Origin of the sequence: Jannaschia pagri, from assembly GCF_019655435.1 — a bacterium.
Classification (GTDB): Bacteria; Pseudomonadota; Alphaproteobacteria; order Rhodobacterales; family Rhodobacteraceae; genus Jannaschia; species Jannaschia pagri.
Genome location: NZ_BPFH01000004.1, coordinates 122,078 through 136,664, shown reverse-complemented (window position 1 = coordinate 136,664; position 14,587 = coordinate 122,078). Strand labels below are relative to the sequence as shown.

10 protein-coding genes are annotated in these 14,587 nt (G+C 63.7%); 8 read left to right on the top strand and 2 right to left on the bottom strand.

Annotated elements, in window-relative coordinates; genetic code table 11:
• Nucleotides 1-13: 13 nt before the first annotated feature.
• Complete coding sequence (locus K5R33_RS11635; RefSeq protein ID WP_220749219.1) at nt 14-2,314, bottom strand: xanthine dehydrogenase family protein molybdopterin-binding subunit; 2,301 nt, start codon at nt 2,312-2,314, stop codon at nt 14-16.
• A gap of 148 nt (nt 2,315-2,462) precedes the next feature.
• On the opposite strand from K5R33_RS11635, the gene K5R33_RS11630 reads away from it, so the two are divergent.
• Together K5R33_RS11630 and K5R33_RS11625 are read left to right on the top strand one after the other, a co-directional pair.
• Nucleotides 2,463-5,660: a valine--tRNA ligase gene (locus K5R33_RS11630; protein ID WP_220749218.1), complete on the top strand. Its 3,198-nt coding sequence runs from the start codon at nt 2,463-2,465 to the stop codon at nt 5,658-5,660.
• A 5-nt stretch (nt 5,661-5,665) separates the two neighbouring features.
• Nucleotides 5,666-6,655, top strand: coding sequence for a GT-B fold glycosyltransferase domain-containing protein (locus K5R33_RS11625; RefSeq protein WP_220749217.1), 990 nt, complete (start codon nt 5,666-5,668; stop codon nt 6,653-6,655).
• Nucleotides 6,656-6,671: 16 nt separating this feature from the next.
• Here the strand turns inward: K5R33_RS11625 and K5R33_RS11620 are convergent, their stop codons facing one another.
• Nucleotides 6,672-7,373, bottom strand: coding sequence for an ArsR/SmtB family transcription factor (locus K5R33_RS11620; RefSeq protein ID WP_220749216.1), 702 nt, complete (start codon nt 7,371-7,373; stop codon nt 6,672-6,674).
• 171 nt (nt 7,374-7,544) lie between these two features.
• Here K5R33_RS11620 and K5R33_RS11615 point away from each other — a divergent pair, with 171 nt between their 5' ends.
• The 6 genes from K5R33_RS11615 to K5R33_RS11590 all read left to right on the top strand — a co-directional run bounded on the left by K5R33_RS11615 (nt 7,545) and on the right by K5R33_RS11590 (nt 14,572).
• The gene (locus K5R33_RS11615) at nt 7,545-8,192 is read left to right on the top strand and encodes an ATP-dependent Clp protease proteolytic subunit (protein WP_220749215.1); all 648 of its coding nucleotides are present in this window, start codon (nt 7,545-7,547) and stop codon (nt 8,190-8,192) included.
• Nucleotides 8,193-8,419: 227 nt separating this feature from the next.
• Complete coding sequence (gene clpX, locus K5R33_RS11610) at nt 8,420-9,685, top strand: ATP-dependent Clp protease ATP-binding subunit ClpX (protein ID WP_220749214.1); 1,266 nt, start codon at nt 8,420-8,422, stop codon at nt 9,683-9,685.
• Between the two features lie 113 nt (nt 9,686-9,798).
• The gene (locus K5R33_RS11605; protein WP_220749213.1) at nt 9,799-10,515 is read left to right on the top strand and encodes a glycerophosphodiester phosphodiesterase; all 717 of its coding nucleotides are present in this window, start codon (nt 9,799-9,801) and stop codon (nt 10,513-10,515) included.
• Between the two features lie 312 nt (nt 10,516-10,827).
• The gene (locus K5R33_RS11600; protein WP_220749212.1) at nt 10,828-12,084 is read left to right on the top strand and encodes an FAD-binding domain-containing protein; all 1,257 of its coding nucleotides are present in this window, start codon (nt 10,828-10,830) and stop codon (nt 12,082-12,084) included.
• A gap of 48 nt (nt 12,085-12,132) precedes the next feature.
• On the top strand, nt 12,133-13,359 hold the full coding sequence (locus tag K5R33_RS11595) for an SPOR domain-containing protein (protein WP_220749211.1): 1,227 nt from the start codon (nt 12,133-12,135) through the stop codon (nt 13,357-13,359).
• Between the two features lie 49 nt (nt 13,360-13,408).
• Nucleotides 13,409-14,572 (top strand): D-alanyl-D-alanine carboxypeptidase family protein, encoded by a 1,164-nt coding sequence (locus K5R33_RS11590; RefSeq protein WP_220749210.1) that lies wholly within the window; start codon nt 13,409-13,411, stop codon nt 14,570-14,572.
• The last annotated feature ends 15 nt before the right edge of the window (nt 14,573-14,587 follow it).

Below are 14,587 nucleotides of genomic sequence, written 5' to 3'. Positions count from 1 at the left end.
CCAAATGCTCAGATTATTCGGCAGCGATGGCCCCCTGCGCCTCTTGCAACAGGGCCCAAACGCGGGACGGTGTGAAGGGCATATCCACCTGTTTCAGCCCCAGAGGATAGAGCGCGTCCAAAGCCGCGTTTCCTACCGCCGCCATGGCGCCCACGGTCCCCGCCTCGCCACAGCCCTTCATGCCGAGGATGTTGGCGGTCGAGGGCACCGGCTCCGAATAAAACGCGATCATCGGCGACCCATGGGCGCGCGGCATGCCATAGTCCATGAAAGAGGCCGTCAGCAGCTGTCCTGTTTCGTCGTAGACCACATGCTCTGTCACCGCCTGACCGATGCCCTGGACAACGCCGCCGTGCACCTGCCCCTCGGCCAGCATCGGGTTCATCAAAACGCCGAAGTCATCGACCACCGTGTACTTCACGACCTCCAGGTTACCCGTCTCCCGGTCGATTTCCACCTCGCAGAGATGTGCACCGTTGGGAAAACTACGTCCCGGCAGTTCGGTCGTCTCGCGTGTCTTCAGAAGGTCGGATCGTCCTGCGGCCCGCGCGGCCTCGGCCGCCTCCAGAACAGTCATGACCACGTTCGAGCCGGGGGAGCGGAACTGCCCCTCGTCAAAGGTCACCTCATCGACCTCCAACGTCTCCGCGACAAAGGGCGTGAACTTCTCGATCACCTTTTGGGCCGTCACCCGGTTCGCGCTGCCCTGGACCGTCACGGACCGGGACCCACCCGTCCCGCCGCCCTTGGCGATCAGGTCGCTGTCCCCCTGTACGACCTCCACAGCTTCTGGCGGCAGGCCCAAATCGGTGGCCAGAAACTGGCGGTAGACCGTGTCATGCCCCTGCCCGTTCGATTGCGTCCCCACGAACAGCTTGACCCTTCCGTCAGCCGTGAACTCGATCTCCGCGGCTTCCTCCGGGCTGCCCAGGATACTTTCGATGTAGTAGCACAGGCCCAAACCGCGCAGCTTACCCTGCGCCTCGCTGGCGGCCCGGCGCGCGTCAAAGCCCGCAACGTCAGCCTCCGCCTCGGCCCGCGCCAAGACCTTGTGGAAATCACCCACATCATAGGTCTCGCCCATGGCCGTCTCATAGGGGAACTGATCCGCCTTGATGAAGGACCGCCGGCGCAGGTCGAAACGATCCACGCCCAACTCCTTCGCGGCGAAGTCCATGGCTCGTTCCAGGATATACATGGCCTCGGGCCGTCCGGCCCCGCGATAGGCGTCCACTTGGGTCGTGTTCGTGAAAACGCCCGTGGACTTCATGTAGACGTCGCGCACGTCGTAGACACCGGGCAGGATCCTGCTGAACAGATCCGACTGAATAAACTGAGCGTAGCCGGACAGATAGGCGCCCATATTCGCCACATTGGTGGACCGATAGGCGACCAGCTTCAGGTCCGCATCGAAGCCCAATTCAGCCGTTTGCAACAGATCGCGGCCCGCGTTGTCCGACAGCATGGATTCGGTGCGGTCCCCCATCCAACGCACGGCCCGTCCAAGCTTGCGCGCCGCATGGGCCACAAGGAAGGTCTCGGGGTAGTCCATGGACTTCATGCCAAAGCCCCCGCCAACGTCTGGGTTGGTCACCCGCACGGCGTCCTTACCCAGACCCAAGATCCGCGCCGCCGACCCCTTTGTGCCCCAGACGCCCTGTCCGTTGACGCAGATGTGCAGCCGGTCGCCCTCCGGCTCGGCGAAGCAGCCACGCGTCTCCATGGAGGCGACCATGATCCGGTTGTCTTCGGCGGTCAGACGGACCACGTGGGCCGCGCCCTGCAGGGCGGCTTCGACCGCATCCGCGTCGCCTTTCTCCCAGACGTAGGCGACGTTATCCGCGGCTTCCTCATGGACGGGCGCACCGCCCACAGACACGTCGACCTTGACCGGCAGGTCCTCGGTCTCGACCACAATCGCCTCGGCCGCATCCCGCGCTTGGGCCAGCGTCTCGGCCACGACCATGGCGATCCCTTCGCCCACAAACCGCACGCGGCCCCGCGCCAGCATGGGGCGCAGGGGCGTGACCCCCCGCCGTCCGTCGCGCGGGTTCTTTGCCGCCGGGCTGGTCAGCCGATTGTCCAAGCCATCCGCCTCGATACTTTCCGAGGTAAGGACCATGTGTACGCCCGGCATCGCCGCAGCATCGGAGATATCCAACGACACCACCTCGGCGTGGGCCACGGTCGAGCGCAGAACGTAGGCATGCAATGCATCCGTCGGCGCGCGGTCATCCACAAACGAGCCGCGCCCCGTCAAATGGCGGGGGTCTTCAAAGCGGCGATTGGGCTGGCTGAGGCCGAATTTGTCCATGGGAACCCTCTGGCTGACTGCGGCGCATTTCCTGCGCATCGGGGACCTTAGCGGGCATTGGCGCGCTGTCCACCCAAAGGGCCCCACGGGCTTTCCCTTTGGCGCCCGTCGCGGTACGTGCTGGCCCGCAGGACACCGGAGACCGACGATGGCAATGGACAAGACCTTCAACGCAGCCGAGGCCGAGGCCCGGATCAGCGCCGAATGGATCGAGGGCGGCTACTTCAAGGCGGGCGCGAACAAATCCCGCCCCGAGACCTTCTCCATCGTAATCCCGCCGCCCAACGTGACCGGCAGCCTGCACATGGGCCACGCCTTCAACAACACCCTGCAAGACATCCTGACCCGCTGGCACCGGATGCGCGGTTTTGACACCCTCTGGCAGCCGGGCACCGACCACGCAGGCATCGCGACGCAGATGGTCGTTGAGCGCGAGCTGGCCAAGACCAACCGCCGCCGCACCGACATGTCCCGCGACGAATTCCTCGATCTTGTCTGGCAGCAGAAATCCAAGTCCCGCGGCAATATCATCGGCCAGTTGCAACGCCTCGGCGCCTCCTGCGATTGGTCGCGCGAGGCCTTCACCATGGGCGGCGCGCCCGGCGACCCCGAGCCGACGCAGCAGAACTTCCACGATGCCGTCATCAAGGTCTTCGTCGAGATGTACGAAGCCGGGTTGATCTATCGCGGCAAGCGGCTGGTGAACTGGGACCCCCATTTCGAGACGGCGATATCGGATTTGGAGGTCGAGAACATCGAGACGCCGGGTCACATGTGGCACTTCAATTATCCGCTGGCCGGTGGCGCGACCTATGAATACGTCGAAAAGGACGAGGACGGAAACGTCACCCTGCGCGAGACGCGGGACTATATCTCCATCGCGACGACCCGGCCCGAGACAATGTTGGGCGACGGCGCGGTCGCCGTTCACCCCTCGGACGAACGATATGCGCCCATCGTCGGGATGCTCTGTGAAATCCCCGTGGGACCCAAGGACCAGCGGCGCCAGATCCCGATCATCACCGACGAATACCCCGATCCGACGTTTGGCTCTGGCGCCGTCAAGATCACCGGCGCCCATGACTTCAACGACTATGAAGTCGCCAAGCGTGGTGGCATCCCGCTCTACCGCCTACTTGACACCAAGGGCGCGCTCCGTGCGGATGGCGCGCCGTACGCCGAAGCCAGCGCCACGGCCATGGAGGTGGCTAAAGGCGCGCGGAGCCTGACCGAGGCCGAGACCGACGCGATCAACCTCGTCCCCGACCACCTGCGCGGCTTGGACCGGTTCGAGGCCCGCAAACAGGTCGTCGCGGAGATCACCGCCGAGGGTCTGGCGGTCATGACCACCGCGGATGATCCGCGTTTGGGAGCCGCGCCGTCCAAAAAGAAGAAATCCAAGGACAGCACCTCGGATGGCGGGGCCCCGGAGCAAGTCCGGGGCGGGGACACGGCTGCCGAAGCGCCCGCGCCTGTCCCCTTGGTGGAGGCGAAACCGATCATGCAGCCCTTCGGAGACCGCTCCAAGGTCGTGATCGAGCCGATGCTGACCGACCAATGGTTTGTTGATACGGACCAGATCGTGGGTGAGGCGATTTCCGCTGTCGAAGATGGCACCGTTCGGATTCTGCCCGAGGCCGACAAGAAGGTCTATTTCCACTGGCTGCGGAATATCGAACCCTGGTGTATTTCGCGGCAGCTTTGGTGGGGGCACCGGATCCCGGTTTGGTATGGGCCAAAAGTCACTGGGAGAAATGCGGGAAAGATCACGAACATTGGGATCGTGCATGAACCCATCGATGATAAGGATGGAAGAGTGCGCGCGGCAGAGTTGGATCACATTTGCGCTGCGACGCAACAGGAAGCGATAGCTGCCGCTGAAGCGCACTATAGTCCGTACCCAATTACGCTTGTTACCGATCAGGACGACTTTAACCGAGCGCTCAATATCTACTACTTTGGGAACGAGGACGAACCCGGTCGCATACAGCCAGTTCCCATTTTCCAAGACCCCGACGTCCTCGACACCTGGTTCTCCTCCGGCCTCTGGCCGCTGGGCACGCTCGGCTGGCCCGAGCAAACTGAGGAACTCGAAAAGTACTTCCCCACCTCCGTCCTGGTCACCGGCTTCGACATCCTGTTCTTCTGGGTCGCGCGGATGATGATGATGCAGACCTCCGTTCTGCCCAAAGACCTGCCCCTTGAAGCGCGGATTCCTTTCAAAGACGTCTACGTCCATGCCCTCGTCCGTGACGAGAAGGGCAAGAAGATGTCGAAGTCGCTGGGCAACGTGCTCGACCCCCTCGACCTGATCGACGAGTATGGGGCCGATGCGGTGCGCTTCACCCTTGCCTCCATGGCCGCCATGGGGCGTGACCTGAAGCTGTCGACGCAGCGCATCGCGGGCTATCGCAATTTCGGGACCAAGCTTTGGAACGCCGTTCGGTTTGCCGAAATGTACGAGGTGCCCTTCGATGCGACACCGCCCGGCGCGCTCCCGCAGGATGTCCAAGCCACGGTCAACCGCTGGATCATCGGAGAGACCGCCCGCGTGCGCGAAGAGGTCGACGCCGCCCTGACCGCCTATCGGTTCGATGACGCCTCGGGCGCGCTCTATAAGTTCGTCTGGAACGTCGTCTGTGACTGGTACGTGGAGCTTTCGAAGCCCGTCCTGCAAGGCCAAGACGCCGACGCGAAACGGGAAACCCAAGTGGTCATGGGGTGGGTCCTGACTCAATGCATGACCCTGCTGCACCCCTTCATGCCCTTCATCACCGAAGAGCTTTGGCAGGTGACGGGGCACAAGGGCAAGCTCGTTTGGGGCGATTGGCCAGAGACCGTTACATCGCAGATCGTTGATCCCAAGTCGGAAGAGGAAATCCGCTGGGTGATCGGCTTTATCGAGGCCATCCGCTCGGCCCGCGCACAGATGAATGTTCCCGCGTCGGCGCGTATTCCTGTGGTGGCCGTCGAATGGTCAAAGACCGCTGCACAAGCCTTTGAGACAAATAAGGATATGATCTGCAGCCTCGCCCGCCTGGATGGCCTGAGCGAGGGCACAGCGCCCAAAGGCTCCATCGCGGTCGCAGCCGGTGGCGGGCGCTTCGCCCTGCCCCTGGGCGACGTCATCGATGTGACGGCGGAGCGCGCGAGGCTGGAGAAGTCTTTGGGGAAGCTTGCCAAGGAAATCAAAGGTCTCCAGGGCAAGGTGAACAATCCAAAGTTCGTCTCCTCCGCCCCGCCCGAGGTTGTCGAAGAGTCCCGCGCAAACCTCGCCGCCCGGGAAGGCGAGGCTGCGGTCTTGCAATCGGCCCTGGACAGTTTGGCGGAACTGGAGGCTGACTAGTCACCATGGACGCCAATATCCTGATCGTCGCGCAACGCGGACGCCTGCTGCATGAGGCGGTCCTTTTTGCTGCGACGCTCAGGCATCATGCGCCCCTTTGGTCTGGGCGCCTGCTGGTGGCAGAACCACAGCCCGGACCACGCTGGTCAGACGACCCACGCTTGCCCGAGGGGCCGCAATTGGACCTGCTCCGCGACCTTGGGGCAGAGATCCTGCCGTTCGAGACCAATCACTTCGGCAGCTCCTATCCCCAGGGGAACAAGATCGAAGCCCTCGCCGCCGCACCCGCAGAGCCCTTCGTTTTCTTCGACACCGATACTGTGATCACAGGCGACTTGGCGACGTTGGACATCGATGTGACGCGGCCCTCGGCCAGTATGAAGCGAGAGAACACCTGGCCTACAATCGAACTCTATGGCCCTGGATATACTGAAATCTGGGGCGCCCTGCATCGGCGGCGCGGCAATCGCCTGGAAGACACGCTCGATCTGGCTTGGCCGGATGAACACTGGCGTCGGTATTTGTACTTCAACGCCGGATGGTTTTTCGGGGCCGACGCGCATCGGTTCCATCGCGCCTTCCTGGACGCGGCCCTGATGATCCGCGACGATCCCCCGAGCGAGATCGCCGTGCAGACGCTCGACCCGTGGCTCGACCAGGCCGCCTTACCGCTGGCCATCCAGGAATTGGGCGGTGGGCGTCCAGGCGACAAGGGTGGCATCGCGGATGGGGTCTTTGACGGAACCCACAGTTTTCATTACCGGTTCATGCCTCTTATGTACGCTACGGCGCCCGATCACGTGATTGAAGCCGTTGAGGCGGCGGCGGCGCCAAACCGGATCAAGCGCGTGTTGAAGGACCATGAACCCTTCAAGCGGTTCATATATCAGCCGAAGGGCGCGAAGGCCCGGGCCTTGTTCGACCGAGCGAACCTTCCCCGGAAAGAACAGGCGATCCGAAACCGTTTGAAGCGCGAGAATCTGTGGGTTCGCTAAGACCGCGTCCTTGCCCTTAGAAGTTTGAGAGGCTGGAGGCTGCGGCGGCGGCATACCGTTCCATCAACACAAGATCCCATAAGTCTGCCGCCTCTGGCGCATCGGAGGCGTGGTTCAAGGTGATGCGTGTCCCATCCGGTTCCGCCGCGAAGGTGACCGTCACCGGGGCTGGCGCCAGCAGGGACCACTCCAAAACCAGGCGTTCTGCCGGAATGGCCTCCACCACGGTGGCCCAGGGCGCGCTGCTGCCATCAAAGAGGGTTTCACGCCAGAGGCCACCCTTGCGGGCCTCTAACTCGACCGCTTGGGGCAAGGCGCCCTCAGCCAGGGCGGATTGGGATATGGTCGAAACGGGCCACCATAGGGTCAGATCATCGCAGAACAGCTGCCAAGCCTCGGACGGCGTGATCCGCACGGCGAGGGAGCGATGCAATCCCCCCGTGGGTGTCGCGACCTCGACCGCCGATAGGGCGCCCAGCCAGCGAACCAGGGGCGCCGCCCCACCCGGGGCCAAGCCATAGAGATTTCGCCGACCATCGGGTGTCATGGTGACCAGACCGGCCTGCACCAGCACCTTGAGGTGCTGCGACACAGCCGGGCGCGTCACGGCCAGCGGGGCCGCGATCTGGCCGACCGGCCTCGCCCCCTGTCGCAACCTGTCCAGGATCGCGCGCCGCGTCGGATCCGCGAGCGCGGTCAAAATCGCGTCATATCCCATGGGCTTAAGCCTATCCCAATCTCACGAGGGTCGGTCAACTGATTGATCCCGGCGCGTCAACTTCCGGCAAACTATGCGCATTCGCTTGAAGCCCCCAGACGGTCGCCATAGGTTTCGCCGACAGGGCCCGCCGCGACAGGCGCGACCGGGCACACGAAGGGGCACAAGCAGATGCGCGATCCAGTCGAACACTTCCAGAACAACCTCGTGCCCATGGTGGTCGAACAGACCAGCCGGGGCGAACGGGCCTATGACATCTTCAGCCGCCTGCTGAAGGAGCGCATTATCTTTGTGAACGGTCCCGTCCATGACGGCATGTCGCAATTGATCGTGGCCCAATTGCTGCATTTGGAGGCGGAGAATCCGTCCAAGGAAATCAGCATGTATATCAACTCGCCCGGGGGTGTGGTGACCTCTGGCCTGTCGATCTACGACACGATGCAGTACATCCGTCCGGCGGTCTCCACGCTGATCTGCGGGATGGCGGCCTCCATGGGGTCGGTGATCGCGATCGGCGGGGAAAAGGGGATGCGCTACGCCCTGCCCCATTCCGAGATCATGGTTCACCAACCCTCGGGCGGGTCCCAGGGCATGGCCTCGGACATCCTGATCAGCGCGCGGCACATCGAACAGACCCGTGAACGTCTCTATCGCCTCTATGAAAAGCATGCGGGCCAAGATCGCGAGACGGTGCAAAAGGCGCTGGACCGCGACACCTGGATGACCCCGCAAGAGGCCAAGGATTGGGGCCATATCGACGAGATCGTCGAAAGCCGTGGCGGCCCGGACACGGGTGGCGAGGACAAAGCAGCGGACTAACTGCGCCGACAGCCTAGGCACCGGGGGGCTTAGCGCGCTGCGCAAGCCCCCTTTTTCATCGCCCTGCGCAACCGAGACACACGCGTCCATATGTTCGGGTTTTTGCCATTGTGGCCCGGGGGCGAAGTTTCTAGGGTGCCTGAAATGACGGATTTTTAGGGCGGGGACGGGGCACCCCCGCAGTCCGGGCGCGAGCGGCTCGGCACGCCATCGAGGAGGCTTAAACCATGGCCAACAATAACAATTCTGGGGATGGCAAGAACACCCTCTATTGCAGTTTCTGCGGTAAATCTCAGCATGAGGTCCGCAAACTGATTGCGGGACCGACCGTGTTCATCTGCGACGAATGCGTCGAGTTGTGCATGGACATCATTCGCGAAGAGACCAAGGCGGCGGGGCTCAAGACCTCTGACGGGACGCCAACCCCGCGCGAAATTTGCGAAGTTCTGGACGATTACGTGATTGGTCAGGAACACGCGAAACGGGTTTTGTCGGTCGCCGTCCACAACCATTACAAGCGTTTGGACCACGCCGGGAAGTCGGACATCGAACTGGCCAAATCCAACATCATGCTGATCGGCCCGACGGGCTGCGGGAAGACGTTGCTGGCCCAGACGCTGGCGCGGATTTTGGACGTGCCGTTTACGATGGCCGATGCGACCACGCTGACCGAGGCGGGGTATGTGGGCGAAGATGTGGAAAACATCATCCTCAAGCTGCTGCAGGCGTCGGAATATAACGTGGAGCGGGCGCAGCGCGGCATCGTCTATATCGACGAAGTCGACAAGATCACCCGCAAGTCGGACAATCCGTCCATCACCCGCGACGTCTCGGGCGAGGGCGTGCAGCAAGCCCTGCTCAAGATCATGGAAGGCACCGTGGCCTCCGTGCCGCCGCAGGGGGGGCGCAAGCACCCGCAGCAGGAATTCCTGCAAGTGGACACGACGAACATCCTGTTCGTTTGTGGCGGCGCCTTTGCCGGTCTCGACAAGATCATCGCCCAACGCGGCAAGGGATCGTCCATGGGCTTCGGTGCGGACGTGAAGGCGCCCGAGGAGAAGACCGTGGGCGAGGCGTTCAAAGAGTTGGAGCCAGAGGACCTGCTGAAGTTCGGGCTTATCCCCGAATTCGTTGGTCGTCTGCCGGTCATCGCGACGCTGACCGATCTGGACCAGGATGCGCTCGTGGTCATCCTGACGGAGCCGAAGAATGCCCTGGTCAAGCAATACCAGCGCTTGTTCGAGTTGGAGAACGTGAAGCTGACCTTCACCGACGACGCCCTGCAAGCCATCGCCAAACGCGCCATTGAGCGGAAGACCGGTGCGCGGGGCCTGCGGTCGATCATGGAAGACATTCTTTTGGACACGATGTTCGAACTGCCTGGGATGGAAACCGTGGACGAAGTTGTCGTCAACGAAGAGGCCGTGCGCCGCGAGGTGAAGCCCCTGCTGATCCACTCCGACGATCAGAAAGAGCCTGCCACGGCGGGGTAAGCCCCGGCTGACAAACACCCCGTGGCCCGGCCGGAAACCGACCGGGTTGCGCGGATTGGGGGCTGGCCTGTGGCTACGCGACCGGCTGGCCATCTGCCCCAGAGGATCCAGCCATGCCCCAAACACCCAGGATCATCTGCCATCGCGGCACCTGCCTCGAAGCCCCGGAAAACACGATTGTCAGCGGCCACCGCGCCATTGCCATGGGCGGCGACTGGATCGAGTTGGACATTCGGCAGTCGCGCGACGGCGTGCTCTATGTCTTGCACGATGAAACCGTAGACCGAACGACCAATGGCACCGGCCCCTTGACCGATATGGTCTCTACGGACATCGACCAATTGGATGCGGGGTCCTGGTTCGATCCGGCCTTTGCGGGCACCACCCTGCCTCGGTTGGAGCCGTTCTTGGCGGAGTTGTCAGGCGTCGCGGGCGGGTTCTACCTTGAGGTCAAACAGGCCGATTGCGCCGCCATCGCAGCTGTTGTCGACCGCCTGGGCCTCGCAGATCGCTGCATGACCTGTTCGTTCGATCCGCAGATGCGCCAGGATATGGCACGCCACGCGCCGGATGTTGCCCAGATGGTTCACCGGGCCAGCGGCGACAGCATTGATGATCTGGCGACGCGACATGGCGCGGCTATCGTGGAATTCTTTGCTGAAACCCTCAACGCGGAGGAGGTCGCCGAATGCAAAGAGCGCGGCATCTGCACCCAGCTCTGGACAGACAGAGACGACCCAGTGTTGTTCCAGCAGGCGATCGACCTCGGGCTAGATTTCGTCAACATCGACCACATCCAGCAGTTCAAGGCGCTACGGGACGGTAGGTAAAGCAGTGCTGACCTCATCGCGGCGGAGATTGGCGTCGACCTGCGGTCGTACCGATCACCAGGGCACATGATCGTAGGGACGGGCCCGCAACAGCTTCATACTTGCCTCCTCTCCTTTCGCACCCCTCAGTCGCCGCTCGCGCCAGATAACTTGCGCCCAATGTCGGCAAAGCGATCCTTTGCCAGTCCCGCGCCAAAAGCGGGTGGTGCCGCGACACGCTCGTAACGAAGAGCAATTCCAAGCCCTGCGGTGCAGGGTCGCCCCCGGGCAAGGGACCTGGACGGATAACCCGGCTGGCCTAACTGCCGCCCTATGTTAGAGACCGAACTCCCCCTGCCCGCCATTGATCAGCCTGTCCGCTTGCCCGCAACACGGGCCGCCGCCTTGGACCGGCTCCATGCGTTTCTGCCCGGGGCTGGCCGCGCCTATGCCAATGGGCGCAATCACGATCTGCCGGGACACCCCCATGTCAGTGTCCTGTCGCCCTATATCCGCCATCGCGCCTTGACCGAAGCAGAGGTGGCCGGGGCAGTACTGGACAAGTACGCGCCCTCCACAGCCGAGAAATTTCTGCAAGAGGTCCTCTGGCGCACCTACTTCAAAAGCTGGTTGGAGCGGCGCCCGTCGATCTGGCTGGACTACCGCCAAGGCCTGACCCGCGCCCAGGACCGGCTGGCGACCGAAGGCGGCTTGCGGTCCGCTTGGGAAGATGCCTGCGAAGGTCGGACGGGCATCGCTCCCTTTGACCATTGGGCCAAGCAACTGGTCGAGACGGGCTACCTGCACAATCACGCCCGGATGTGGTTCGCCTCGATCTGGATGCACACGCTACGGCTGCCCTGGCAGTTGGGGGCCGACTTCTTTCTGCGGCATCTTTTGGACGGCGATCCTGCCTCAAACACGCTGTCCTGGCGGTGGGTGGCGGGGCTGCATACCCGGGGCAAGGTATATCGGGCGCGTGCCTCGAACATCGCGAAATATACCGACGGGCGGTGGGACGCGGAGACGCTCGGCCATCAGTTGGCGCGCGAAGATCAGGTGACGCCCTTGGAGGGGCCAGAGCATCCGTCACCCGCGCCGGTTCCCGAGGACGCGACCTGGGACCCAGCCCTGCGCACGGGTCTGCTGATGACGGAGGACGACCTTCATCCGAATTTCCTGTGGTCTCGGGGGCTGCGACCTGCGACGGCGGCGGTTCTAATCGCGCCGGACGGGCGGTCGCCTTTGGCCGTCTCGTCGCACGTGACGCAATTTACCAGCGACCTGGCACAGGATGCGCTGGCCCGCTGCGCGGAGCGATGCGAGACCGGTCCAGTTACCGCAGATCCGGAGGATATCCTCGCTTGGGCCGAGGACGCTGGCTTGGAACAGATCGTCGTGCCCTATACGCCCGTCGGCCCCGCGCGCGAACAGCTGGATCGCCTTGCACCGCGTCTGCCCAGCCCGGTCGTGCGCCCCGTGCGGGCCTGGGACGCCGCCGCTTGGCCCTATGCCACCGCCGGGTTCTTTAAGGTGAAGACAAAGATGGGCCGCATTTTTGAGGCCATTCCGCAAGATACGCAGACCTAGGATCCGGGTGTCTGGGCCAAAGGGTTCACAGATCGCCGGAAATGCGCTATGTCTCAAGGTGGTAGGCGCGATCAACGGGCCACCACGGCAGAGCAGAGCACGGGGCGCAGGACAGTGCGACAGGCAAATCAGTGGGTTGGTGCCCCCAAAGTCACCGTTCGTTTTCTCGGAACCGTTGCGGCTGTGGCCGTCCTAGCCGGGTGTCAGGCGACCACCGGCGGGGGCGGCGATGCGACGCGGGCCAGTTCCGTGAGCAGCAGCAGCGTCCAATTGATCGAACGCGACATCGAAGCGCCCGAGGTGTTTCAGGCCAATGACCGCGCGCTGTGGGACGGCAGGCCGTCACTGGGTGGCGTCTGGGTTGCCGCGCCTGGCGTGAAAGACCCTGAACGGGTCATCATTCGGAACGAATCCAACGGCAAATTCGTGATCGGCGCCCTGTTCAAGCGTGAACGGTCAAATCCTGGGCCGTCGCTGCAGCTGTCTTCGGATGCCGCCGCAGCCCTTGGCATCATCGCCGGTGCGCCCACCACAATCGACGTCGTTGCCCTGCGGCGCGAAGAAGTGCCCGACCCCACCGCCGCACCACAGGTCACCGCACCCGAGGCCGTGGCGGATGCCCCCAGCGGCGTCGCCGAAGACCAGATCATCCAAGCCGCTGTCCCAGATCCAGCTGTCGAGGCACCGACCCCAGAAGCGGTCGCCGACCCTGCACCGACCGACACCCTTGCGGCGGCCATCGCCGCCGTCGATGGGTTGGAGGACGACGACACCGCTCCGGCGCCCACAGAAAGCGCTGCGGTTGCCACCCCAGAGCCCGCCGAGACCTCCGATCAAGGCCGTCAAAAGCCTGGGTTCTTTCAACGTCTCTTCGGCAAGCGCCGCCCAGCGGAGCCAGAGCCCCTGCCCGCCGCCGCAACTCTGGACGCGGACGCTAGCGCGCCCATCGCCACTTCGGCTGCACCGGCCTCCGTCGCCGCGACCTCGCTGGATACCCCCGCCCAGCCGCGCGCAAGCTCGGCGCCCCTGCCCTCGGGCGGCATCGACCGAGCCTATGTTCAAATCGGTATCTTCTCGGTGGAGCAAAACGCACGCAATACCGCCACGTCCCTGTCCAACGCAGGCGTTCTGCCCCGCGTGATTGAGCAACAGAGCCGGGGCCGAACCTATTGGCGTGTGGTGGTTGGCCCCGCGACAACGGCCAGCGACCGTGCGGCGGTTCTTCGCAAAGCCAAGTCATTGGGCTTCACCGACGCCTATGCAGTCTCTGGCTGAGGCCTTATATCATGGCTTCGTGTTTCCAGTGAGACGGAGAACCCAAGCCATGCTCCGCACAGCCGTTGCGACCCTGCTGTTAACCTGTGCCCCGCTTTGGGCGCAGGAGTTCCAGACCCGCGCCGGATCCGCAGTCGTTGTCGACCACAACACCGGTCAGGTGCTGCTCGCCAAGAATGCCGACGTGCCCCTGCCACCCGCCTCCATGTCCAAGCTCATGACCCTGAACATGGCGTTCGAAGCGCTGGAGGATGGTCGCTTAAGCCTGGATACGGTGTTGCCCGTGTCCGCTGAGGCGGCGGCCTACGGCGGCTCCACGATGTTCCTGGATCCTCGGGACCGCGTGACGGTCGAGGACCTGATCCGTGGCGTTGTCGTCCTGTCGGGGAACGATGCGACCACGGTCTTGGCCGAAGCGCTGAGCCCCGACGGTACCGAAGACGGGTTCGCCGCCATGATGACGGACCGCGCGCGCGACCTGGGGATGGTGAACAGCGTCTTCCGCAACTCCAACGGCTGGCCAGAACCCGGGCACGTGATGTCGATGATGGATCTGGCGATCCTGGCGGAACGGCTCGTGACGGAGTTTCCGCAGTATTACCCCTACTTCGCCGAGCGGGAGTTCGCCTTCGATGGTCGCTCCCCCTCCAACAGGTTCAACCGGAACCCCTTGTTGCGCCTGGGCATCGGTGCCGATGGTCTGAAGACAGGTCACACACAGGAGGCGGGCTATGGCTTGGTGGGCAGCGCCGCCCAAGGCGACCGCCGCGTCAGCTTCGTGGTCTCTGGCCTGGAGACCGAGGCCGCCCGCGCCGAAGAGAGCGAGCGCATCGTGAATTGGGCGTTCCGGCAGTTTGCTGAGGAAACCCTGCTGTCCGATCCGGACGAGGTCATCATGGAGGCGCAGGTCTTCATGGGCGATGTGTCCACCGTCCCGCTGGTTCCGGGCAACTCGGTCACCGTGCTGCTGCCCATCACTGGGCGAGAGATGATCCAGGGCGACATCTCCTACGAAGGGCCCTTGCGCGCCCCGGTCACCGCCGGAGACCGTGTCGGAACCCTCACGCTCAGCCATCCGGGGCTGGATCCCGTCGAGGTCCCACTGATCGCTGGCGCAGATGTGCCCGTGGCGGGCCCGTGGCGCCGGATCCAAATCGCGGGCGCTGAAGTGGCCGAAACGGTCCTTGGGACGGCGCTGGAGCGGTTTCAGTAAGCGAGGCTGAGGGGC